At 61.0% G+C, this 21,593-nt stretch carries 21 protein-coding genes and 1 tRNA gene; 12 read left to right on the forward strand and 10 right to left on the reverse strand.

The features are described from left to right. Nucleotide 1 precedes the first annotated feature (1 nt). A complete protein-coding gene (locus K6M89_RS03480; protein ID WP_222138441.1) occupies nt 2-793 on the forward strand; it encodes a sulfite exporter TauE/SafE family protein in 792 nt (263 codons plus the stop codon). A gap of 10 nt (nt 794-803) precedes the next feature. On the opposite strand, the gene K6M89_RS03485 is transcribed toward K6M89_RS03480, so the two are convergent. After that, complete coding sequence (locus K6M89_RS03485) at nt 804-1,907, reverse strand: COX15/CtaA family protein (RefSeq protein ID WP_222138442.1); 1,104 nt, start codon at nt 1,905-1,907, stop codon at nt 804-806. Between the two features lie 113 nt (nt 1,908-2,020). Here K6M89_RS03485 and K6M89_RS03490 point away from each other — a divergent pair, with 113 nt between their 5' ends. Continuing rightward, a complete protein-coding gene (locus K6M89_RS03490) occupies nt 2,021-2,230 on the forward strand; it encodes a DUF2842 domain-containing protein (RefSeq protein ID WP_010016031.1) in 210 nt (69 codons plus the stop codon). 118 nt (nt 2,231-2,348) lie between these two features. Continuing rightward, on the forward strand, nt 2,349-3,590 hold the full coding sequence (locus K6M89_RS03495; protein WP_222138443.1) for a GNAT family N-acetyltransferase: 1,242 nt from the start codon (nt 2,349-2,351) through the stop codon (nt 3,588-3,590). Nucleotides 3,591-3,702: 112 nt separating this feature from the next. On the opposite strand, the gene K6M89_RS03500 is transcribed toward K6M89_RS03495, so the two are convergent. Next, nucleotides 3,703-5,871: a GumC family protein gene (locus K6M89_RS03500; protein ID WP_222138444.1), complete on the reverse strand. Its 2,169-nt coding sequence runs from the start codon at nt 5,869-5,871 to the stop codon at nt 3,703-3,705. 181 nt (nt 5,872-6,052) lie between these two features. Here K6M89_RS03500 and K6M89_RS03505 point away from each other — a divergent pair, with 181 nt between their 5' ends. Genes K6M89_RS03505 through K6M89_RS03520 form a run of 4 tightly spaced genes read left to right on the forward strand, consistent with a single transcriptional unit; the run spans nt 6,053 to nt 10,649 of the window. Next, nucleotides 6,053-6,628 carry a polysaccharide biosynthesis/export family protein gene (locus K6M89_RS03505; RefSeq protein WP_222138445.1) on the forward strand — a complete coding sequence of 192 codons (576 nt, stop codon included), beginning with the start codon at nt 6,053-6,055 and terminating at the stop codon, nt 6,626-6,628. A gap of 3 nt (nt 6,629-6,631) precedes the next feature. Continuing rightward, a complete protein-coding gene (locus tag K6M89_RS03510; RefSeq protein WP_222138446.1) occupies nt 6,632-7,801 on the forward strand; it encodes a glycosyltransferase family 4 protein in 1,170 nt (389 codons plus the stop codon). A 56-nt stretch (nt 7,802-7,857) separates the two neighbouring features. Further along, entirely contained in the window at nt 7,858-9,420 is a 1,563-nt protein-coding gene (locus K6M89_RS03515; protein ID WP_222138447.1) for an undecaprenyl-phosphate glucose phosphotransferase, read from the forward strand. Beyond that, a complete protein-coding gene (locus tag K6M89_RS03520) occupies nt 9,417-10,649 on the forward strand; it encodes an O-antigen ligase family protein (RefSeq protein ID WP_222138448.1) in 1,233 nt (410 codons plus the stop codon). The genes K6M89_RS03515 and K6M89_RS03520 overlap by 4 nt, the downstream gene beginning before the upstream one ends. 18 nt (nt 10,650-10,667) lie before the next feature. Here K6M89_RS03520 and K6M89_RS03525 read toward each other — a convergent pair whose 3' ends face one another. From K6M89_RS03525 to K6M89_RS03535, 3 genes are all read right to left on the reverse strand, one after another. Further along, complete coding sequence (locus K6M89_RS03525) at nt 10,668-11,498, reverse strand: carbohydrate ABC transporter permease (protein WP_222138449.1); 831 nt, start codon at nt 11,496-11,498, stop codon at nt 10,668-10,670. Then, nucleotides 11,498-12,391: a carbohydrate ABC transporter permease gene (locus tag K6M89_RS03530; protein ID WP_222138450.1), complete on the reverse strand. Its 894-nt coding sequence runs from the start codon at nt 12,389-12,391 to the stop codon at nt 11,498-11,500. The genes K6M89_RS03525 and K6M89_RS03530 overlap by 1 nt, the downstream gene beginning before the upstream one ends. 123 nt (nt 12,392-12,514) lie before the next feature. After that, nucleotides 12,515-13,849 (reverse strand): extracellular solute-binding protein, encoded by a 1,335-nt coding sequence (locus tag K6M89_RS03535; RefSeq protein ID WP_097581648.1) that lies wholly within the window; start codon nt 13,847-13,849, stop codon nt 12,515-12,517. Nucleotides 13,850-14,026: 177 nt separating this feature from the next. Between K6M89_RS03535 and K6M89_RS03540 the strand changes: the two genes are divergently transcribed. Continuing rightward, nucleotides 14,027-14,641 (forward strand): GNAT family N-acetyltransferase, encoded by a 615-nt coding sequence (locus K6M89_RS03540; protein WP_097581649.1) that lies wholly within the window; start codon nt 14,027-14,029, stop codon nt 14,639-14,641. 20 nt (nt 14,642-14,661) lie between these two features. Here K6M89_RS03540 and K6M89_RS03545 read toward each other — a convergent pair whose 3' ends face one another. Next, a complete protein-coding gene (locus K6M89_RS03545) occupies nt 14,662-16,419 on the reverse strand; it encodes a glucosidase family protein (protein ID WP_222138451.1) in 1,758 nt (585 codons plus the stop codon). 364 nt (nt 16,420-16,783) lie between these two features. Here K6M89_RS03545 and K6M89_RS03550 point away from each other — a divergent pair, with 364 nt between their 5' ends. Both K6M89_RS03550 and K6M89_RS03555 read left to right on the forward strand, forming a co-directional pair. After that, the gene (locus tag K6M89_RS03550; protein ID WP_222138452.1) at nt 16,784-17,965 is read left to right on the forward strand and encodes an ROK family transcriptional regulator; all 1,182 of its coding nucleotides are present in this window, start codon (nt 16,784-16,786) and stop codon (nt 17,963-17,965) included. A 143-nt stretch (nt 17,966-18,108) separates the two neighbouring features. After that, nucleotides 18,109-18,402, forward strand: a complete 294-nt coding sequence (locus K6M89_RS03555; RefSeq protein WP_097581653.1) for a helix-turn-helix domain-containing protein — start codon at nt 18,109-18,111, stop codon at nt 18,400-18,402. A gap of 153 nt (nt 18,403-18,555) precedes the next feature. On the opposite strand, the gene K6M89_RS03560 is transcribed toward K6M89_RS03555, so the two are convergent. Next, the gene (locus tag K6M89_RS03560; RefSeq protein ID WP_097581654.1) at nt 18,556-18,768 is read right to left on the reverse strand and encodes a hypothetical protein; all 213 of its coding nucleotides are present in this window, start codon (nt 18,766-18,768) and stop codon (nt 18,556-18,558) included. 186 nt (nt 18,769-18,954) lie between these two features. Between K6M89_RS03560 and K6M89_RS03565 the strand changes: the two genes are divergently transcribed. Then, the gene (locus K6M89_RS03565) at nt 18,955-19,194 is read left to right on the forward strand and encodes a DUF982 domain-containing protein (RefSeq protein ID WP_222138453.1); all 240 of its coding nucleotides are present in this window, start codon (nt 18,955-18,957) and stop codon (nt 19,192-19,194) included. A 31-nt stretch (nt 19,195-19,225) separates the two neighbouring features. On the opposite strand, the gene K6M89_RS03570 is transcribed toward K6M89_RS03565, so the two are convergent. Then, entirely contained in the window at nt 19,226-19,444 is a 219-nt protein-coding gene (locus K6M89_RS03570; protein WP_222138454.1) for a hypothetical protein, read from the reverse strand. Between the two features lie 549 nt (nt 19,445-19,993). Between K6M89_RS03570 and K6M89_RS03575 the strand changes: the two genes are divergently transcribed. Then, nucleotides 19,994-20,626 (forward strand): class I SAM-dependent methyltransferase, encoded by a 633-nt coding sequence (locus K6M89_RS03575; RefSeq protein ID WP_222138455.1) that lies wholly within the window; start codon nt 19,994-19,996, stop codon nt 20,624-20,626. 82 nt (nt 20,627-20,708) lie between these two features. On the opposite strand, the gene K6M89_RS03580 is transcribed toward K6M89_RS03575, so the two are convergent. Both K6M89_RS03580 and K6M89_RS03585 read right to left on the reverse strand, forming a co-directional pair. Continuing rightward, nucleotides 20,709-20,785, reverse strand: a tRNA-Pro gene (locus K6M89_RS03580). Between the two features lie 100 nt (nt 20,786-20,885). Next, nucleotides 20,886-21,554 (reverse strand): HAD family hydrolase, encoded by a 669-nt coding sequence (locus K6M89_RS03585; RefSeq protein WP_097664355.1) that lies wholly within the window; start codon nt 21,552-21,554, stop codon nt 20,886-20,888. Nucleotides 21,555-21,593: the final 39 nt, after the last annotated feature.

Here is a 21,593-nt window from a genome sequence, read left to right on the forward strand (position 1 = left end):
CATGACGCTGGATGGGCTTATCACGGACGGGCAGGCCTGGTTTGCCGCCGCCCTGCCCGATCACGGCATCTATGCCCTGATGGCCTTTGCCTTCATCGCCGGACTCGCCCGCGGCTTCTCCGGTTTCGGGGCAGCGCTGATCTTCATTCCGCTCGGTGGCGCCATCATCGGGCCAAAACTGGCCTCGCCGATCCTGCTCGTCATCGACGGCATTGCCACGCTCGGGATGATCCCAACTGCCTGGCGCAACGCCAACCGGCCCGAGGTCTTCGTCATGGCCGCGGGTGCGGCACTCGGCGTCCCGGCCGGCACCGCGATGCTGGCACTGCTCGATCCGACGCTGTTGCGATGGAGCATCACGATCATCGCCATCTCACTGCTCGCGCTTCTCGTCTCCGGATGGCGTTATCACGGCGCGCCTTCGGCACCGCTCAGCAGCGGCGTCGGCCTGATTGCCGGCCTCTTCAGCGGCGCCGCACAGCTCGGTGGCCCGCCTGTCGTCGCCTATTGGCTCGGCGGCAAGAGCGACTTCACGCGCGTCCGGGCCAATGTCGTGCTCTATTTCTCCATTTCCACCATCTTCAGCGCCATCAGCTATTATATCGGCGGACTGTTCGTCCCCGCCGTCTTTGCGCTGACTGCCGTCATCTTGCCGAGTTATGCGCTGGGGCTTTACGGCGGCTCGAAACTGTTCGGGCTGGCCGAGGAACGGACCTTCCGCATCGCCTGCTACGTGCTGATCGCCGCCGCTGCAATCATCGGCATGCCGCTGCTCGACGGCGTGCTGCGTTAAACGGCCAGCTTCAATCGCGCTCCGCAATTGCCGTGGTGTGCGGATATTCGCCGTAAAAGCCGCGCCAGTTGGCGACGGCGAAACCGAAGACCGCCAGGGCGCCGGCCTGATGCAGCAGGCCCCAGTGAAGCGGCACTTGCAGCAGCAGCGTGGCGATGCCGATCGCCGCCTGCAGCGTCACCAGAGAGAAAAGCACCACGGCGCGGCGGGCATGGGTTGTCCAGGGTGCGGCGCGCAGGGCAATGACCATGTTGATCAAGGTCAGCGCGAAGAGCGCATAGGCGCCGACGCGGTGGATGAACTGCACGGTCTTCGGGTTCTCGAAGGCGTTGATCCAGAAGGGCTGCTGGATCAAGAGATCCGAGGGGATGACGGCACCATCCATCAGCGGCCAGGTATTGTAGGAGAAACCGGCATCGAGCCCGGCCACCAGCGCGCCGAGATAGATCTGGAACAGCGCGAAGATGGCGATGACGGCGGCAAAACCGCGCGAACTGCGCGCCGGCGCCGGATCGTTGGAATGTCTGGAGAGACCGCGCATAATCCACATGCAGCCGGCAAAGATCAGGCAGGCCATGACGAGATGTGTCGCAAGCCGGTATTGGCTGACATCGGTGCGGACGGAAAGACCCGAGGACACCATCCACCAGCCGATAAAACCCTGCAGGCCGCCGAGCGCCAGAATGCCGACGAGCGGCCAGCGCAGGCGTCTTTCGATGCGCCCCGTCAGCCAGAAAAAGATAAGCGGCAGCGCGAAGATCACGCCGATGCCGCGGGCGATCAGCCGGTGGGCCCATTCCCACCAGAAAATGCCCTTGAACTCGTCGACCGTCATGGAGCTGTTCAATTGCTGAAATTCGGGAATGCGCTGGTAGAGGCGGAACTCCTCCTCCCATTCGGCAGCCGATAGTGGCGGAATGATGCCATGGATCGGCTTCCATTCGGTGATCGACAGGCCGGAATTGGTCAGCCGCGTGGCGCCGCCGACGAGCACGAGACAGAAGAGCGCTAAAAGCACGAAGCCGAGCCACAGCCGCAAGGCGCGGCGATTGTGGTTCTGCTTGCGCACTTCGCTCAGGATCGCCTGTTCCGTGGTGAGGTTCGCGACGGCCATGATGTCTCCTTCTATCCGGCAGTTGATTTGCCCCACCGGCTCATGCAAAACAAGCCCCGAACCTTTGCGGCATGCCGTCGCGCCGGTTCGCGCCACCCAGACAAGAGATCAAAATGCCCGTCCGCCTCCGCAAATTCATCGGCACGATCCTCATCATCGTGCTCGTGCTCGTCTACGCGCTGGTGGCGAACACGATCGCAGTGGCGACGCTCGGCAACGCGCCGTGGTGGGGGCACCTGCTCTATTTCCTGCTCACCGGCCTGCTTTGGATCTTGCCGGCGATGGTGATCATCAAATGGATGGCCGGACCGCGGCAGCAGTAAGCCATTAACGGCCGAATAACCGTGATCGGCGGAAAACCTCGCTGATAGCCGACGATTAAACCAAATATACGCCCTGTATAGCTAGCTTCCCGCTCAGCATTTTGACCGGAGAGTTCCCGTGCAGACGCAAAGGTTCGACGTCCATGAACAGCCGTCAGACGATGGCGCATCGGCCGAGACGGCGATTTCACGCCTACGCCAGGTGAGCATGAAACTTGCCATGGCCAAAATCGACCTCGAGGTTTTCGATGCGATGCAGCCGTTGGAAGATGATTGGCGGGCGCTGGAGGTCGACAATCTCCAGTCGCTCCATCAGAGCTACGATTGGTGCGCCGCCTGGGTAAACGCCTTTCGACGGCCGCTGGCGATCCTCAAAGGCACCTACGCCGGGGAGACTGCCTTCATCCTGCCGGTCGAGATCGTCAAGTCGCGTGGTCTTGCCGTCGCGAAATTCATCGCTGCCGATCACAGCAATATCAATACCGGTCTATTCTCGAGGAATTTCGCCGAAAGCGGCGGGAGCATCGACGCCGAAAAATTCGCTCGTCAGCTTCAGCAAGCGTTGAAGGGGCGGGCCGATCTGCTGTTACTGCAAAACATTCCGTTGGAATGGCGCGGACGGCAGACGCCGCTCACCGGGCTGCCGATGGTGCAAAACCAGAACCACGCCTATCAACTGCCGCTCCTTGCCGGTTTCGAGGAGACGCTGAAACAGATCAACGCCAAGAGCCGGCGTAAGAAATTCCGCGTTCAGTCGAGGCGTCTCGAGGCCGCCGGCGGCGCCGAATACGTCACCCCCGAAACATCGGAAGAACAGCATCGCCTGCTCGATATCTTCTTCCGTCTGAAAAGTACCCGCTTTTCCAGCCTTGGCCTGCCCGACGTCTTTGCCGATCGGGAAACACAAGCCTTCCTGCACGGCCTCATCGACAAGCAGGATGAAACAAGGCAGTTCTTCGGGCTGCAGATGCATCTCCTGCGGCTGAGGGGCGGGAATGAGGACCGGATCGCTGCGATCTCAGGCATCTCGCGCAAGGGCGATCACGTCATCTGCCAATTCGGGGCGATCGACGAAGACCTCGTGCCGGATACGAGCCCCGGCGAATTCCTCTATTGGCAGACCATCTCGGGATTGCACGGCAAAGGCGTCGCGCTGTTCGATTTCGGCCTCGGCGATCAGACCTACAAACGATCCTGGGCGCCGGTCGAGACCGCGCATTACGACGTGGTGCTGCCGGTCTCGCCTATCGGCATCGCCGCCGGCGCCGCGCACAGGATCGTCACGCGCGGCAAGGCGCATATCAAGGCGCGCCCGAATCTCTATAAATTCGCCCAGGGGATCCGGGCAAGGATCGGCTGAACGGTCTGCCCTACGCGTGTGGTTGCCGCAAAACGGCAGCACGCGCGCCATATGGTTTTTGTTTACGCGTGGCGTTGCCGCAAAACCGTCGCACACTTTTGCGCGCCATGCGTTAGGCCGCCTGGCCGAACCTCTGCTCTGCCGCTTCGCCGTCCGACATCAGCACGACGCGCTCGTAGCCCGCAGCGTGGAATTCCGTCATCAGTGTTACGAAAACGGTCTCCTCGAGCTGCGGCAGGGAGAGGATGATCTCGACATCCCGGCTGCGCGTCAGGCGCGAGACGCCGGCGACATCGGCAGCGCCGCATTCGACGACCACGAGGTCGTAGGCAGCGGCCAGCGCATCGAGCAGCAGCGACAGCCGATCGACACCGCGCATGGCGCGGCGCACGTCGCTCCGGCCCTGCGGGATCAGATGGGCATCGGAAAGCCGATCGCTGTGGATGGTATCACCGAAGGCGGCCTCGCCGCACAGCAGGTCGGTGACACCAGGAGCGGCCTGGTCTTCGGCCATCAGTTCCGTCGGATAACCGGAACCGGTCATATCGATCAGGATGACGCGGCGGCCGGCATCGGCAAGAATGCGGGTCAGCAAAACCGTCGCTGCGGAACCATCGTCACCGGTCGGAGATATCGCGATTGCCAGCGGCGCCCGGCTGCCGGTGAGGTAATCGGCAACCGAGGCGACGGAGAACTCATTGTCGTCCTCCGGTACCTCCGCGGCAGTCTCCACGTCCTCGTCGATCGCATCCTCTTCCTCGGCGACCACGGCGAGCATGCTCGCCCCGGCGGGCCTCCGGACGGCGACGACGGGAGCTGCCTGCGGCGCAATCTTCTCTTCGGCGCCCGTTTCCGTCTCGATTGTCTCAGCCGAAGCGTCGATCGGGCGAAGCGCCCTGCCGCTGAAGAGTTCGGCCAGCATGGTGACGATGGCGCTGAGGATCAGTATGGCGACGGCCGCGACGACGACGATCGGCACGACCTTGGGGAAGTAGGGATCGACCGGCTCGATGGCCTTCGAAACGATACGGGCGTCGGCCGGGCTCGAATTGCTGTCGGCGCGGGAGGCGGCCTCGCGGTAGCGCACCAGGTAGGTTTCGAGCAGCTGACGCTGGGCGGTCGCCTCGCGCTCCAGCGCATTGAGGCCGACTTCGTCCTCGCCGGCACGGGCGCTGTTGGCCTGCACCGTATCCTTCTGCCGCTCGAGCTCACGTGCCCGGAGATCGGCGACCTTGGCCTCGTTCTCGATGCTCGCCAGAATCTTCTGTGTCTCCTGGCGGATCTGTCCGCGGATGTCAGCAAGCTGGGCACGCAGACTTTTCAGCCGCGGATGGCTATTGAGGAGGCTCGTCTGCAGGTCTGAGACTTGCGACTGCAGGCCCGATTCCGTTCCCTTCAGCCGCTGAATCGCCTGCGAGGACATGATGTCAGGCAGCGTGTCGGAAGCTTCGCCCGACGACAGCGCATTGCGCACCGCCTGCGCCCTCGCCTCGGCATTGGCTTTGTCGCCGCGCACGCGGGTGAGCTCGGCGGAGATGTCGTTCAGCTGCTGGGCGGGAAATGTGGTCGTGCCGTTCGTCTGTAAGAGCCCGTGGCTGGTGCGATATTCGGCGACCTTCTTCTCGGCCTCGCTGACCTTGCGGCGCAGGCTTTCGATCTCCGGCTCCAGCCAGCGCGTCGCCTCGGAGTTGGAATCGAGCTTGGCGCCGCTCTGGGTGGACAGATAGACATTCGCCATGGCGTTCGGAATGGCGGCGGCGAGTTTCGGGTCCTTCGAGGTAAAACTGATGCCGATGACGCGTGAGCCCGGCACCTGATAGACCTGCAGCCGCTCGACGAAAGCGTCGATCACCCGCTCTTCCGGCGGGTTCTCCATCGGGTTCTTCTTCAGATGCAGCTTCACCAGGATGCTGCTCATCGCCGAGCCGTTGGCGGCATCGTCGAATTCCGGCAGATTGTAGAGCTTGAGGTCGTTGATCACCTTCTTCAGGAGATCGGCCGATTGCAGGAGCTGCACCTGGCTGGCGATATTCAGCTCGTCCATCAGCGGACTGGCGCCTGCGTCGTTTACCTGCTGAGTGCTGGCGAAGGCCGGCGCGCGGGGTTCGATGAGGATGCGGGTTTCGCTGCGATATTGCGGCGACATGATCTTGGCGCCGGCGAAGGCGATGCCCGCCCCCAGGAGCGTAATCGTCAAAATCCTGAGCCGGCGCGCCCAGACGGCGCGAGCCAGCTGGCCGAGATCGATGTCCACATCCTGATCACGCGATACGCCGGACATGCTCTTACTCCACAACAAAGGTGCCGCAAGCGTAAACGACCGTGGTAACTCAACGGTTAATGGTGATTAGCCAAGAAATGTGCCCAAAGAACTCAGGAAATTGTCATGCGCTTTTTACCGGGCATTAACCCTAACAGATCGATAACGGCTTCACCGAGTTCATTTCTGTGAGCACAAGCGGATGTCTGTCGCCCCGCCCAAAATCTTTTTGGCCCTGAGCCTTGCAGCCATGACGGCAGCATTGGGCGGCTGCACGACGTACAGGCCGGCGCCGAAGGCCTTCAACGAGGCCACCATCCAGCCCTATACGCTGGACAGCGGCGATCGGCTGCGCATTACCGTCTTCGACCAGCAGAGCCTGACCAATACCTATACGGTGGATCAGGCCGGCTATGTCGCCTTCCCGCTCATCGGCCAGGTCCCTGCCCGCGGCCGAACCCTGCAGCAACTCTCGGGACAGATCGCCCAGAAACTGCAGCAGGGCTATCTTCGCGATCCCGACGTCACCATCGATGTCGATCGCTACCGTTCGGTCTTCATCATGGGTGAAGTCGGCCAGCCCGGCCAGTATGCCTACGTTCCCGGCATGACGGTGCAGAATGCCATCGCGGTTGCCGGCGGCTTCACCAGCCGCGCCAACCAGCGCATGGTCGATGTCACCCGCAAGATCAACGGACAGGTGCTGACCGGCCGCATCAACATATCGGGGCCGATCATCGCAGGTGACACGATCTACGTTCGCGAACGGCTTTTCTGAGCGATGGCAGAACAGCAGCCGCTCCGCATCCTCCACTGCTTCAGGTCGCCGATCGGCGGAATTTTCCGCCATGTCCGCGATCTCGTCGAGGAACACAGCAAGGCCGGCCATGAAATCGGCATCCTCTGCGACAGCTCGACCGGCGGCGAGTACGAGGACAGCCTGTTCGACGATATCCGTCCCTATCTCTCGCTCGGCCTGACGCGCGTGCCGATCCGGCGCTCGATCAGCCCGTCCGATATTGCGACGATGTGGGATACATACAAGAAAATCAAAAGTTTGCGGCCGGATGTGCTGCACGGACACGGCGCCAAGGGCGGCGTGCTCGCGCGACTTGCCGGCTCAGCGTTGCGGGTGAACAGGTATCGCGTAGCCCGCCTCTATACCGCGCATGGCGGAAGCCTGCATTATTCGCGCTCCTCGCTCGGCGGACAGTTCGTCCTCAGGATGGAGCGCCTGCAGGAATATTTCACCGATGCGCTGGTCTTCATCTGCGAATATGAGCGCGACACCTATGCGCGCAAGGTGGGTAAGCCACGGACGAAGACGAGACTGATCTACAACGGCATCGGCGAGCGTGATTTCGAACCGATCCCGACCCGCTCGGATGCCGTGCATTTCATCTATGTCGGAATGCTCCGGGACCTCAAGGGTCCCGATCTGTTTGTCGATGCCTTTGCCAAGACCGAACGGCTGCTCGGCCGGCCGCTGTCGGCGCTGATGATCGGCGACGGGCCCGACCGGGACCGTTACCGCGAGATGATGGTCGAACGCGGCCTCGGCAAGCGCATCGGCATGCTGCCGGCCATGCGCGTCCACGAAGCTTTTTCGATGGCGCAGAACCTTGTCGTCCCCTCGCGCGCCGAAGCCATGCCCTATATCGTCCTCGAGGGCCTCGGCGCCGGCAAGACGGTCATCGCCAGCCGCGTCGGCGGCATTCCCGAGGTGCTCGGCGCCGACAGCGCGGCACTGGTGGAGCCCGGCAATGCCGACGACCTCGCCCGCGTGATGGCGGAAACGCTGACCATGCCCGGCTGGCATGGCAGGACGATGCCGAAGCCGGAGGCGGTAAAGGCGGTATTTTCCTCCGCCGTCATGGCGCGTGATGTGCTGAAATTGTACCATGAACTGGTCGATCCCGCCGCGGGCCAAGCAATGTCTGCCGCCTCGTAAATATTTCTTAGGGGCTTTCTGGTATTTCGCTTGCTGACAACGAGCGACAAAACCCCATGAACAAGCTGGAAAAAAGCGATCCGTTCGACGTAGAAGCGCTGCGCAAGCAGGTCTCCGACATCGAGGCGCGACGCAATGCAAGTCGGGAGCAGGCCTCCGAGCCGACCGAAATCAATGCCTATGCCCGGCAGATCGCCGAACAGTTCCGCGACGGAACCCGTTCGCCTGTCATCATCATCGGGCAATTACGGCTGCTCGAATTCCTCGCCCTCTTTTCGATTGCTCTGATCGTCTACTTCTTCGCACCCGGCGACGGCAGCGGTCCCCTGCTGGTGCGGGCGGGCATGGCGGCGATCGCTTCGGCCCTGACCGTGGCCTGCCTGCAGCTTGCCGACACCTACACCATCCCGGCACTTCGGGCGAAGCTGCGGCTGATGCCGCGCATCCTCACCGCATGGACGATCGCCCTCGTCCTCACCATCGGCCTGTTCGCGCTCGTCCGCGGCGCCACATGGGCAATGACCGAGGCCTATCTCTCCTGGTTTGCCGCCGGCGCGCTCTTCCTTGCCGGCGAGCGTTTCCTCGTCGCCTACGGCATTCGCAACTGGGCGCGCAACGGTATCATGGAGCGGCGCGCCGTCATCGTCGGCGGCGGCGAGCCCGCCAAGGAGCTGATCCGCATCCTCGAACAGCAGGCCGACAACGACATTCGCATCTGCGGCATCTTCGACGACCGCGGCGAGAAGCGCTCGCCGATCATGGTCGCCGGTTATCCGAAGCTCGGCACCGTGGCCGAGCTCGTCGAATTCGTGCGGCTGACGCGCATCGACATGCTGATCATCGCCCTGCCGCTGTCGGCAGAGGCGCGCATCTTCGACCTTCTGAAGAAGCTCTGGATTCTGCCGGTCGATATCCGTCTTGCAGCGCATGCCAACCGGCTGCGCTTCCGGCCGCGCGCCTATTCGCATGTCGGCTCGGTGCCGATGCTCGACATTTTCAAGAAGCCTATCCGCGACTGGGATTCCGTCGCCAAGCGCGGCTTCGACATCTTCTTCACCGTGGTCGCCCTTGCCCTGCTGTGGCCGCTGATGCTGGTCACGGCTGCCGCCATCAAGGCGACCTCCGAAGGCCCGGTTTTCTTCATGCAGAAGCGTCATGGTTTCAACAATGAAATCATCAACGTCTTCAAATTCCGCTCGATGTACACCAACATGGCCGACCCCACCGGCAAGGCCGCGGTGACCAAGGGCGATCCGCGCGTCACCCGCGTCGGCCGCTTCATCCGCAAGACATCGATCGATGAGCTGCCGCAGCTTTTCAATGTGCTGAGAGGCGAGCTTTCGCTGGTCGGCCCGCGCCCGCACGCCGTTCTCGCCCAAGCTCGCGATCGCGCCTTCGGCGATGTCGTCGAGGGCTATTTCGCCCGCCACCGCGTCAAGCCCGGGGTGACCGGCTGGGCGCAGATCAACGGCTGGCGCGGCGAGGTCGACAATGACGAGAAGATCAAGTTCCGCACGGCCTATGACCTTTATTACATCGAGAACTGGTCGCTCTGGTTCGATCTGAAGATCCTGTTCCTGACGCCGATCCGGCTGCTGAACACGGAAAACGCCTATTGAGCACCGTCGAGGCGACATATCCGCGTGTCGCCCAGCCGCAGCGGATGACGCTGCGCCTGATCGGCTCGGCCTTCGTCGCCTTCGGCGTCTTCCTCTCCGGTTTCGTCATCGACGAGCCTGCCCCCTACGAACTCTGGATGGCCGGGCTGATCGGTCTCTGGTTCATCCTGGGATTGAAGATTTCACGCGGCGTGGCGCCCCTGCTTGCCCTGTTGCTCACCTTCAATATCGGCGGCATGCTGTCACTGACGCAGATGAAGGATCTGGCAACGGCGCCGATGTATATCGCGGTGTCGACCTTCCTGGCGTTGACCGCCGTCTTCTACGCGGCAATCATCGAGGACAGCCACAAGCGGCTGCCGCTGATCTTCAATGCCTGGGTCTTCGCCGCCGTCGCCACCTCGGCGCTCGGCATACTCGGCTATTTCCATGCCTTTCCAGGCGCTGAGATCTTCACCCTCTATGACCGCGCCAAGGGCGCCTTCCAGGATCCAAACGTCTTCGGCCCCTTCCTGGTGCCGCCATCGCTCTATCTCGTCCACGGTATTCTCGTGGGCGACCTGAAGAAATCGCCGCTGAAGGCTGCCGCCCTGCTCGTGCTGGCGCTCGGCATTTTCCTGTCTTTTTCGCGTGCCGCCTGGGGGCTGTTTGCGCTCGGCATAGGGCTTCTGATCTTCATCATGCTGCTGAAGGAGCGCAGCGGCGCCTTTCGCCTGCGAGTGCTGGTGCTGTCGCTGGCGGCGATCATCATGCTGATCGCATCGCTGCTGGTGGCGCTTCAAGTCCCGAAGGTCGCCGAACTGTTTTCCGCCCGCGCCCAGCTGGTGCAGCAATATGACGGCGAACATCTCGGCCGTTTCGAACGTCACCGGATCGGCTTCACCATGATGATGGAGCGCCCGCTCGGCATCGGCCCGCTGGTATTCGGCACGATGTTTCCCGAGGACGAGCACAATATTTGGCTGAAATCGCTCACCTCCTATGGCTGGCTCGGCTTCGCCAGCTATGTCGGCATGCTTATCTGGACGCTCGCGCTCGGCTTCCGATACCTGCTGCTCGACCGCCCGTGGCAGCCCTTCCTGATGATCGCCTGGATCTCGATTCTCGGCCATGCCGCGATCGGCAACGTCATCGATATCGACCACTGGCGCCATGTCTATCTGCTGCTCGGCACGGTCTGGGGCTGCGCGGCGCTTGAGGTGCGCCATAAGCGCGGCCGGACGCCATAGCTGGGAGCACGTGGCTGTCTATTTCGTCGCGCCTGCCGTCAAGCCGGCGATGAATCGCCGCTGGAATACCAGATAGGTCAGAATGAGCGGGAAGATGACGATCACCGCGCCGGCAGTCAGAACCGGCGTGTTGACGGTATAGCGCCCCTGGAAAAACAGCATGCCCAGCGGCAGCGTCCGATAGGCGTCGTCGTTGACCAGAATGAACGGGATGAGAAATTCGTTCCAGGTCCAGATGAACAAGAACAGCGCCAGCGTCGACATTGCCGGTATCATCAGCGGGACAACGATCTTGCGAAGGATATAGAAGCGTCCGGCGCCGTCGAGGACCGCCGCTTCGAGAATTTCCTCCGGCAATTGCTGCATCGCGCTCGCAAGGAAGATCGTTGAGAAGGGTATCGACATCGCGATCTGCGGGATGATGAGAGCCGCATAGGTATTGATCAGCCCGAGATAGCGCATTTCATAATAAAGCGGAATGATGAAGGCCTCCGCCGGTACCATCATGCCGAGCGTCAGGATCGCAAAAAGCGTGCGCCGCAGCGGGAATGACAGGTAGGCGAAGGCAAATCCGGTTAGCAGGCCTAAAAAGACGCTTGCAGCAACGACGGGTATGACGACGACGATCGAATTCCAGAAGTAGATGTTGAAATGCCCGGCATTCCAGGCATCGAGGTAATTTTCGAAATGCGGATAGGCCGGAAGGGCGAATGCGCCCTTCAGAACGTCGGCCTTGCTCTTTATCGAGGTCAGCAGCAGAAGCAGGAACGGGGTGATCGTTACGAAAGCCAGGAGCCAGAGGATAATGCGAAGGAACAGCGCGGCGGGGATGTTGGACGAACGGCTCATCAAGCCAATCCCTTGCTTCTTGAGCCCACCAGCCGGTGAATTGCGTAATTGATTGCGAATGTCAGCAAGGCGCCGACGATGGCGATGGCCGCTGCGGCGCCGAACCGGTTGAGCTCGAAACCGAGCTGATACATGTAGATATTCGGCACCAGCGTCGCATTGGCGGGGCCGCCGCGGGTCATGGTGAAAATCAGGTCGAAGCTTTTGATCGAGGCTATAACCGTCAGAAGCAAAACCACCCTGATCTCAGGCATGAGAAGCGGCAGTGTTATCCAGAAAAACGTCTTTCGCGCCGACGCGCCGTCGACCTTGGCGGCGTCGAAAAGAGACGGGTCGATGCGCTGGATTCCGGTGAGGAAGATGACCATGCAAAAACCGAAGAAATACCAGGTGGCAACGATCCCGACCGCGGGAAGCACGAAATTGAAATCTCCGAGCCAGGGCAAAGCGAACCTGCCCAAGCCTACCGCTCGCAGAAACTGATTGAACGGGCCGAATGCCGGATTGTAGAGCCATGCCCAGATGATGCCCAACACGGCAGTCGGCATGATGTAAGGCAGGAACAGGAACGTTCTGAGGGCGAGTTGTTCGCGCTGCTTCAAATTCCACACACAGGCGGCAAGCGTTATGCCGAGCACGAGCGGCAGGACGCAGTAGAAGATCATGAGTTCGGCATTGTTGCGCAAGGCAATGTAAAAGCGGCTGTCGGAAAAGAGATCGGCGTAATTGCCCAGCCCAACCCATCTGGGCATGGTCAGGCCGTCCCAGCTGGTCAGGCTCAAACCCAAAGCCGCGACGATCGGCCCAAAGACAAACGCCCCATAGAGCAGAAATCCAGGCAATAAATAGATGAAATTGGTCTGTTGCGTTCCATCCAGTGCGGAGCGTTTCATCCAGTACTCCCTGCCAAACCTCTGGTCATCGCGCAAGCCGTGAGCTCGTAGCGCCAATTTTTACGTGATGAACGGGACGCCGGTCGGACCGCCCGGGGCCGTCGTGACCGGCGTCCGCACTTCTTATTTCTTATCCTTCAAATAGGCCTGATAGTCTTTGTCCATGGCATCGACAAAGGCTTCGGGCGTGATCTTGCCGGACAAGAGAAGCGGCGTGTTGTCGTCGATTGTCTTCAGCATCGTCGGGCTCGACCAATCGGGGTAATGGCCGAGCGCATCGTTGGCATTGAGTGTCTTCCACATCTCGATGCCGGAGGTCAGCAGCGGCGTGAGCTTCGGCTTTGCATCTGCCGGGAGCGATGTTGCGGGAAGATAGCCTGCCGCGGCCCAGCTTTCAGCGGCCTTTTCGGATACCATATAGTCGATATACTCGCCGGCCAGGTCCTGCTTCGCCTTGTCCTTGGCGAGGCTGGTTATCGCCCAGGCAAGATCCACGCCGCCGACGCTCATCGGCTTGGAAATACCCTTCGGGGCGGGAATGGCCATGAAGCCGATATCCGGATTGTTTTGCATGTCGCCGAAATACCAGGTCCCGGAAATCAGGAATGCGCCCTGCCCTGATATGAACAGCTGGACGGCGTCATCACCCGAGATGCCCTCGAAGCCGGGATAAAAGTAGCCGCCCTGCGCCCATTGCTGCACGAGTTTGGCCGATTCGATATTCCCCTTGGTGTTCCAGGAGCCGCCTTTGCCGTAAATCAGGTCATCAAGCTCGGCGCGATTGGCCGCGTCGATATGCGCTTGATCGATGGCGCCGATCATGTGCAGGGCGAGATGCTGCTTGGCCGAGCCCATCATGAAGGGCGCGACGCCTTTTTCCTTGAGCTTGTCGAGAGCGGCCAACAGCTCGTCGAAGGTATGCGGCAGCGCCACGCCCGCGTCGTCGAGGATCTTCTTATTGTAATAAAGGCCGACGATCTCGGCGAGACCCGATATGCCGTAGGTCTTGCCGACCCCGAATTTCGCCCCCTCCCAGCGGTCTCTGGCAAGCACGGAATCCGACTGCCGCTTATCCCAGCCATATTTCTTGATGTACTCGTCAACCGGCAGGAGCAATCCTTCCTTGACCATCGCGCCCATGTCGCCGGCGCCCTGGTTGACCTTGGTGACGACAGGGCCATCGCCGGCCGAGACCGCAAGCTTCAACGTCAGCTTCATGTCATCGAAGGTGCGGGCGGTGCGCTTGATCGTGACACCGGGATGCGCGGCTTCGAAGTCCTTGTTCAGCTGCTCTATGACTGCGCTCTGACCTTCAAAGGTCTGGTCGTCCCACACGGCCAGATCGTCGGCGCGGGCGGCGGAAAGGCCGAAACTCACAAGCGCCGCGCCGGCAAGCGCGACAGCTGCTTTCAATCGGTATGCCGGCAGTATGCTGATCGATTTCACGGTTCTGTTCATCTGCTCCACCTCACTTGGTTTATTCTCCACTCTCCGTTCCGGCTTCGCGCCTGGCGCCGGCCGAACGTTTTCTTCCCCCAGAGCTTTGCCTGGCTGGCGAATCTGAGGTAATCGTCAGTGCATCAGCTCCTCTCGCGACCTCAAATGACAAAGCGCCACGCAGGAGGTGGCAAAGTGATGGACACCAGTTGCTTCATCCGTCCCGCGATTGAAGCGGATACTGAAGCCTTTTTTGACATCTGCCTGAGGACCGCGAATGGCGGTCACGATGCCAGCGCCCTTTACAGCGACCCGCATCTGCCCGGCTACATCTGGTCGGTACCCTATCTCAAGTTCGCCAAAGACTTTGCCTTTGTTCTCGTTCAGGGCGACCGGCCGGTCGGCTATGTCATAGGCGCGCCTGATACCAGCGGGTTCGACAGAGACTTGGCGGCAAACTGGTGGCCGTCCGTGCGCCGAGAGATCGCCGGACTGGCGCCTACCCGTCCGCGCGACGCCGATGTGCTGGAGCGAATCCAAAATCCGCGCAGCGGAACGCCCTGGCTTCAGGACCAGTACCCGGCGCATCTTCACATCAACATTCTTCCCGGACTTCAGGCAAGCGGCTGGGGACGACGGATGATCGACACCGAGCTTCAGGCGCTTCGCAATCATGGGGTCACGGCCGTGCATCTCGGGGTCGATCCAAACAACGAACGCGCCAGAGGCTTCTACCGTCACCTTGGCTTTTCCGAATTCGAGCGGGACGGCTCCGTCGCCTTTGCAATGCGGATCGATGAGCGATCCCGCTAGAACCGACGAAGCCAGATCACTCATGACATTGGCTCCGCATTTGCGGCGTCAAGCCCATATTTCAAAACGACCGCCGCCGGCATGGCGCTCCAGCCCTGAAGCAGGGAGCCGCGCCCGTACGGCGGCGAGAAATATTCGACCGCGCCGATCCAGCCATTGTCGAGGCAGGTTTCCCACCAGCGCGTCAACGCATAGCGCGCGCCTCCAAGTCCGTGGCGCAGGCGTTCTTCGGCATAGGCGCCATCCCAATAGGGCCAGTCCGAGCCATTATGATAGCGGTAGGGAAAAGCGGTCTTGGATCGCAGATCGCTTGGCCGCTTGAAGGGCGGATAGGCGCACATGACACCCCAGCTGCCGTAGGGCTGTTCCTGATTGTTGCGCGTTTCCAGTCTGGTTTCGAACGCTCTCAGCAGGCCAACAGCCCTAGGCCGCGAAATCGCGCCGAACCGCGACAAAGTCAGGCTGTCGAGAGCCAGATGATCCTCGACGAACACGCCCGGTGTTCCATAGTCGAGATATCCTCCCGTTGCCGGGACGAAGAGTTTTGCCTCGATTTCCTGGCGGGCCAGATTTGCGGCCTCGCCCGCCCGTTCGGCCAGAGCCGGATCGTGCCCCTCGCCAAGCCTCGCCACCGCATCCATGGCGCCGACGAAAAGGCCGAGATCATACGAGACAAGGCCCTCGCGATAGACGTTATCGGCCCAATCGCGATCGTTACGCGGTTTTACAGGCAGAACGCTGTCGGGGCCGGCCAGGCTGAGATAGCGGTCGGTGATCGACCGGACGATCGGCCAATGCTGCTGCACCTCGGCCAGATCCTTCATTGCCCTGACATAGTCGTCGATGAACAGAATGAAGAAAAGCGGGCTGTCGAAATGGTCGCTCCACCAGTCCTGCGGACGGTTGTGATATTCCGGGACTGCCCTTTTATGGGTTTTGGGATTGGCCTTGCTGTCGGCGACAAAGCGCTGCCAGGCCTCAGATTGCGCAGGCCCCGTCAAGATCACGCCGCTTGGCGCTTCTCCATCCGGCTGCACCCCCTTGGCGAGCAGCCGGATCTCGTCGCGCACCGCCTCCGGTGCCAGCGTCAAAAGCGGCTGCATCGTCCAATAGCCATCCCGGTAATAAGTTCGCGCCGGAGCACTATAGGCCTGTCCGGCGGCAAGACCGGCGAAGGCGCCGTTTTCATCGCGCCTGATGCTGGAAAGGGCGGCGTGGATCCCCTGGCTGACCATGCTGCGCATCAGCGGGTCGGCATCGGGCGCCAGATCACAACGCGCGACATATTCCGCCGCTTGCGCCATGATGGCCTCGCTGCTGAGATCGAGCGCTTTTTCGGCTTCGTCTCTTGAGGCGCCGACGGCAATTCGCAAATCGGAACCGGCGGCCTCCGCGATGAGCACACCCCAGTCCATTTCGAAAGTCTGGCGATGATGGTTCCGAGAGCCCCTCACCCGTGCGCTTTGCCCATCCGGCTCGTGCCACCAGGCACAACGACGCGCCGGATATATGCCCTGAAGGCGCACGCCGCTGATCAACATCACCGGCAGCGACTGTGCGATAAAGACGCCGCCATGTTTGGCGACAATCCGGTTCGGGCCGTAGGTATAAGGCCCCCTGATTGCAGAAAACCTCACCCGTCCCAGGTTGCCGGCGCCCCACAGGGCGAGATCAGCATATCCATCCGGCTGAATATCGGCTTGAAGGCGTGGCGCCATGACAGGCAGTAGAACCGGTTTTTCGCAGGACAGCTGTCCATCAGCCAAGGGCTTTAACATGGGAAACTCCCCAACAGCCTGGTTGCGGCACCGGCCGAAAGCAAAATGGAAAAATAGCGGAACCGGCCAGGACCAGTTCCTTTTCGGGCGATCTTGGCGCGCATGCAGCAGCTGCCCAGACAATATGTGTGACCCATACTTGTCCTCGACCCTGTTTATTTCGTCGCGCGTTTGATTGCGCGCTGGTCGCAGCCTACAGGCGACCTCCAATTTGTCAAGGACATAGACAAATCACCGACTTCCAAGTACTAAACTCGTGTCAGTTGACGAGGATTGACCTTCAAACTTTCTTCTGCGTGATAGTTGAGGCCGATATCTCTTCTAATTAGGTATACGCCTCGAACTAATTGGAACGAGCAGCCGAATGACAATGACATCCCCGGTCGCCCAGACTCCGATCGCACGGAAAATATCGACCAACGCCGTCATCCGGACCGTGTTGGCCAACCGTTCGATCTCCCGCGCCGATATCGCCAAACTGACCGGCTTGTCGAAACAGACGATTTCCGAGGTCGTGCGCGATCTTGAAAATGAAGGGTGGCTGAAACCCGTCGGCCGGACCGATGGCCGACCGGGCCGAAATGCGGTCATTTACGAAATCAATGCCAGAGCAGGACTGGCTGTCTCAATCGATCTCGGCGGCACCAAGATTGCTGCGGCCATCTGCGATCTGTTGGGGAACGTGGTTGCCGAAACCAAAGTGCCCACCGACCGGCGCGGCGGAATGCATCTCGTCAATCAATTCAGCGATCTTATCGTTGAGCTCGCATCGGCGGCGGGGACGACCGCCGACAAGCTTCGTCTGGTCGTTCTCGGCACTCCCGGCGTCCTCGATCCAGTCACCGGACACATCAATGTCGCTCCGAACATTCCCGGCGTCGACGCCATGGACCTGCGGCAGGTCTTCAGCAGCAGGATGGGTCTGCCCGTCATCGTCGAAAACGACGTCAATCTCGCCGCGCAAGGGGAACGCTGGCAGGGGCACGGCATCGAGATCGACAATTTTGCGTTCGTCGCGCTTGGAACGGGCGTCGGCATGGGCATCATCGCCAACGGGGCACTGCTGCGCGGGGCGCGGGGCGCTGCCGGCGAAATCGCCTATCTCCCGATCGGCGGCGATGCTTTTGATCCCGGCGGGTTTACGCTTGGCACTCTTGAAAGCGCCGTCGGCAGCGTTGCGATGCTTCGCCGCTACATCGGCTTCGGCGGGCGCAATGCATCCACCGTGGCCGATCTCTTCGCCGCGTTCAACGCGGGAGAATCGAGCGCCGTCGCCGCAATCGAAGAGACCGCAAGGCTGGCGGCGGTCGCCATTGCGGCAATCGGCGCAACCCTCGATCCCGAACTGGTGATTACCGGCGGCAGCATCGGCGCGAGGCCGGAACTCGTAAACGCCATTCGGCGTTTCCTGCCGCGCTGCACGCCTTACCCGCCGCGCATCGCGATCAGCCGCTTCGGCAACCGCGCCGCCCTCATGGGAGGCATGGGAATCGCGGTCGAGCGTATGCATGACGATCTATTCGGGGTAAAATTGCGGGAAATCTAAGACTGTAGGGAGTAGGCAGCGGATAGCCATCTCGAAAAATCCGAGACAACCGGCTGCACAGGCAAGGGACATGGCCCCGCGGTCAACTCGCAATCGCCGCCGGGACACTTGAGAAGCGCTACGAATGCGCTAGATTTTCCGCCATGATATCAGCAACGCAGATACGCGGCGCGCGCGCCATGATCGGAATGAGCATCGAAGAGCTCGCCGCCGCAAGCGGCCTGCCGGTCGAGACGGTGACGGCGTTGGAAAAAGGCGATTTTGCGGGCGAGCCGCATGCGCTGTTCGACGTGCGCAGCACGCTCGAGGCGCACGGCATCATCTTCCTGTCGAGCGGCAATCAGGATGAAGGCGGCCCCGGCATCCGGCTGCGGGCACGCACGTCAAGTGATGACGGCATCCGGCCGGAAAATCTCAACGCCGCCAATGATGATTGACGGAACAGAACCGTCGCCCTGCCCCAAAGCGCGTCGCGATCCTTCAGATTCGCTCCTTGCGCGCTTTAGCTCTTTGGTTTTACGCATGTCGTTGGCGCAAAACCGCGGACACTTTTGCGCGATATGCTTTAAATCAAGCACGAGACCCGAGTGTCAGAGATAGGTCTTGGCAAGGTCGGCGAGTTTGCCGCTGTCTCTCACGCCCTGCCTGTAGAGCTGAATGATGACCGCACCGATCCGCTCGGCCTCCGGCGCCGTTCTGACAAGTCCGCGTTCGACACAGACCTTGTCCAGCACTTGCGAAAGCAGATCGAGATCTTCCGAAAAGAGCGGTAAATCATGCGGATGAATCGATGACCGTAACATCACGCCGCACTTCCCTCCGAGGGCAAACGCCGTCACGCTTGCATCGCCGGACGCCCTCCGCAACCGGCAACAAACTGATTATGCGCGTGGCTCAGAACTTTAGCAACTGCGCAAATTCCTGTGGAACGATATTTTGTCCCGCGCGTTAACGGCGGGTTTTGCAGCAGGAATCAGCGAGCACGAATCTTGAGTGAAAAACGCTTTCCGTCCCCCGTCCGAGTCCATTCTCCAACCAGCAGTCTGATCGTTTCCACCGTCTGGGACGCCGTCGAATATCTGAAACGATGCCCGGGCAAGCGCGGGCGGGATTATCGCATCGCGCTACAGCACTGCCTTGACGCGCTGGACGGGCTGCGCAGCCCGCGCGCGGCGCAGGCTTCCTTCGTCACGGCGGCGAAGACGGCAGGCTTGCTGGCGAGAAAATAGGGAAACGGCGCAGCCTTCCGGTGGCTTGTGCTCATCTGCTGCGGCCACCAACGGCAATGATCTGCGGGTGCATGGAGCCTTCCAGGATCACCTTGGCGGTGATCTCGACCACCCGCTCCTCGGCGAGTTCGGCAAGCGCGAGAGCAACGTCGCCCTCCGGCCAGCCGGCCTTGACCGCTTCGTCCGTCAGAGCCTGGAACGCACTGGCAAGAGCCTGCCTGCAAGTTAGATTCTGGTTCATATCCGGCATGGGCTCGCACCAGGCTATCTGTGACAAGGATCATGATAATCTACACGCATTTACGAAACTTGCGAAGCGGTTTGAGATTTTTCAAGCAAGAAACCGAACCGCTTGTCGCAAAATCGTGTATAGCCTTAACAATAAAACAACTATCCACCCACCCGGCCGACGGATTCCTAAAAATAGCCGAAATAATTATTTGCAACCACCTCATTTAAGAAGGCATTTGCTCGCGCCATTTACTTTGAATAGCCACCGAAGCCGGCAGATCGGCCATTTATTCCGCCGCAATCCGACGGATCCGGATTTCGCTCGTTTTCAGCACCTTCTCGGCACCCTGTCAATCAGCTTCGGGGAGTCTCTGGGTCCGCACGTCACCATCCCTCGCAATGTGATGAAGAGGGCGTTAAGGACGCCGGCCGAGCTGTATCGGACCGTCAATCGACTGCAGCGCGAACGCCCTTGGGCGTTAATCACCTTAATACCACAACGCCACCACACTCCCGTCAAACTCCGCCGTACCATTGTCTCGGCGGGCCCACTTTTTCAGGAGGTGAAATGTCTATCGAACTGGACGCTACTACCTATGTCCACGCCAAGCCGGCGACCGCTCATTCCTATATCTTGCCGACTGTCGTCGATGTTCTTGAAAACAGTTTCCACGAGGCAAACGAAACAGCGGTCTTCGACCTCGGTTGCGGCACCGGCGGGGCTGCCTCCGTGCTGGCGGCGAAAGGCTACGATGTCGTCGGCGTCGATCCGTCGGAGGACGGCATCGCCAAGGCGAAAGCGGTTCATCCCGATCTTCCACTGGAAATCGGCTCCGGATACGAAGATCTCTCCAGCCGCTACGGGACTTTCGATGCGGTGATCAGCCTGGAGGTGGTGGAGCATGTATACGACCCCAAGGCTTTCACGGCGACCATGTACGATCTGGTAAAACCGGGCGGCATCGCCGTCGTCTCGACGCCTTTTCACGGTTACTGGAAAAATCTGGCGCTCGCCGTGAGCGGGAAGATGGATGACCATTTCATGCCGCTGAAGGATCACGGTCATATCAAATTCTGGTCGCCGGAAACGCTCAGTACGCTGCTGCATGAAACCGGTTTCGAAGACGTCGACTTCGAATATGTCGGGAGGATTCCGCTCCTGGCGAAATCGATGATCGCAATCGCGCAGAAACCGCACTGACGGCCGACCTTATCTCTTGCGGCCACGCCCGCGGCGCTCACCTCTAAGACTGATATTCTGACTGGGATTTCAAGGGGATAAATGGTCGGGGCGACTGGACTCGAACCAGCGACCCCTTGACCCCCAGTCAAGTGCGCTACCGGGCTGCGCTACGCCCCGACCTGCCGAAACGGCTTGCTTCGTTTAGTTTTTCAGCGCGCGCAATGCAAGCGGAAAAAACCTGCCTCCCACAAAAAGGAAGTAGTTCGGCTGGCAACAATCAGATCGCGGCGATCTTCAGCCGGCCTTCGGCGGTCTGGCGGGGCTGCCACGCCTGATAGTTGGCGATCGAGAAATGCGGGGTTTCGAAGGGCGTCGCGTGAGTTTCGGTGATGACGGTGACATTGGCGCCAGCCGCCTCGCCGGCAAGGATGCCGGCGACGGCATCTTCGAAGACCAGGCATCTGGCGGGATCAACCCCGAGGCGGCTGGCGCCGAGCAGATAGCCTTCCGGGCTGGGCTTGCCCGATTTGACTTCTCCACCGCTAACCATGACCTTCGGCATCGGGATGCCGGCGGCAGCCATGCGGCGCCTGGCGAGCTCGATCGGCGCCGAAGTGACGATCGCCCATCGGTCTTCGGGAACGGCATTCAGGAAGCGGACGGCGTCCGGGATCTCGACGATGCCGGACACATCCTCCATCTCCTCGGCCAGCAGCAGATCCGCCTCGTGGGCCGGATCGACACCCGGCAGGCCGAGCCCGCGGATCACGTCGGAGGCGCGGATGCCGTGGATCGTCTTCAGGAAGACCTCCGGCTCGAGACCATGGCGCCTTGCCCATTCGCTCCAGACACGTTCGACGACGGCAATGGAATTCAGCAGCGTTCCATCCATATCGAAGAGGAAGGCGTCATAGGCGCGGTCGAGGACGTCATGAAGTGCGGGCACGGGGTGTTCCTTGCGGGCGCGAGGCGGAAGGCAGGCGAG

This window comes from Rhizobium croatiense (assembly GCF_019793465.1).
Classification (GTDB): Bacteria; Pseudomonadota; Alphaproteobacteria; order Rhizobiales; family Rhizobiaceae; genus Rhizobium; species Rhizobium croatiense.

What these genes read in the sequence shown, in the direction of transcription:
- K6M89_RS03510 (WP_222138446.1), top strand. Translation starts at nt 6,632, where the DNA reads ATGGCAGAACAGCAGCCGCTCCGCATCCTCCACTGCTTCAGGTCGCCG.
- K6M89_RS03530 (WP_222138450.1), bottom strand. Translation starts at nt 12,391, where the DNA reads ATGAAACGCTCCGCACTGGATGGAACGCAACAGACCAATTTCATCTAT.
- K6M89_RS03480 (WP_222138441.1), top strand. Translation starts at nt 2, where the DNA reads ATGACGCTGGATGGGCTTATCACGGACGGGCAGGCCTGGTTTGCCGCC.
- K6M89_RS03505 (WP_222138445.1), top strand. Translation starts at nt 6,053, where the DNA reads ATGTCTGTCGCCCCGCCCAAAATCTTTTTGGCCCTGAGCCTTGCAGCC.
- K6M89_RS03485 (WP_222138442.1), bottom strand. Translation starts at nt 1,907, where the DNA reads ATGGCCGTCGCGAACCTCACCACGGAACAGGCGATCCTGAGCGAAGTG.
- K6M89_RS03550 (WP_222138452.1), top strand. Translation starts at nt 16,784, where the DNA reads ATGACAATGACATCCCCGGTCGCCCAGACTCCGATCGCACGGAAAATA.
- K6M89_RS03570 (WP_222138454.1), bottom strand. Translation starts at nt 19,444, where the DNA reads ATGCCGGATATGAACCAGAATCTAACTTGCAGGCAGGCTCTTGCCAGT.
- K6M89_RS03525 (WP_222138449.1), bottom strand. Translation starts at nt 11,498, where the DNA reads ATGAGCCGTTCGTCCAACATCCCCGCCGCGCTGTTCCTTCGCATTATC.
- K6M89_RS03545 (WP_222138451.1), bottom strand. Translation starts at nt 16,419, where the DNA reads ATGTTAAAGCCCTTGGCTGATGGACAGCTGTCCTGCGAAAAACCGGTT.
- K6M89_RS03515 (WP_222138447.1), top strand. Translation starts at nt 7,858, where the DNA reads ATGAACAAGCTGGAAAAAAGCGATCCGTTCGACGTAGAAGCGCTGCGC.
- K6M89_RS03535 (WP_097581648.1), bottom strand. Translation starts at nt 13,849, where the DNA reads ATGAACAGAACCGTGAAATCGATCAGCATACTGCCGGCATACCGATTG.
- K6M89_RS03500 (WP_222138444.1), bottom strand. Translation starts at nt 5,871, where the DNA reads ATGTCCGGCGTATCGCGTGATCAGGATGTGGACATCGATCTCGGCCAG.
- K6M89_RS03540 (WP_097581649.1), top strand. Translation starts at nt 14,027, where the DNA reads ATGGACACCAGTTGCTTCATCCGTCCCGCGATTGAAGCGGATACTGAA.
- K6M89_RS03490 (WP_010016031.1), top strand. Translation starts at nt 2,021, where the DNA reads ATGCCCGTCCGCCTCCGCAAATTCATCGGCACGATCCTCATCATCGTG.
- K6M89_RS03560 (WP_097581654.1), bottom strand. Translation starts at nt 18,768, where the DNA reads ATGTTACGGTCATCGATTCATCCGCATGATTTACCGCTCTTTTCGGAA.
- K6M89_RS03555 (WP_097581653.1), top strand. Translation starts at nt 18,109, where the DNA reads ATGATATCAGCAACGCAGATACGCGGCGCGCGCGCCATGATCGGAATG.
- K6M89_RS03575 (WP_222138455.1), top strand. Translation starts at nt 19,994, where the DNA reads ATGTCTATCGAACTGGACGCTACTACCTATGTCCACGCCAAGCCGGCG.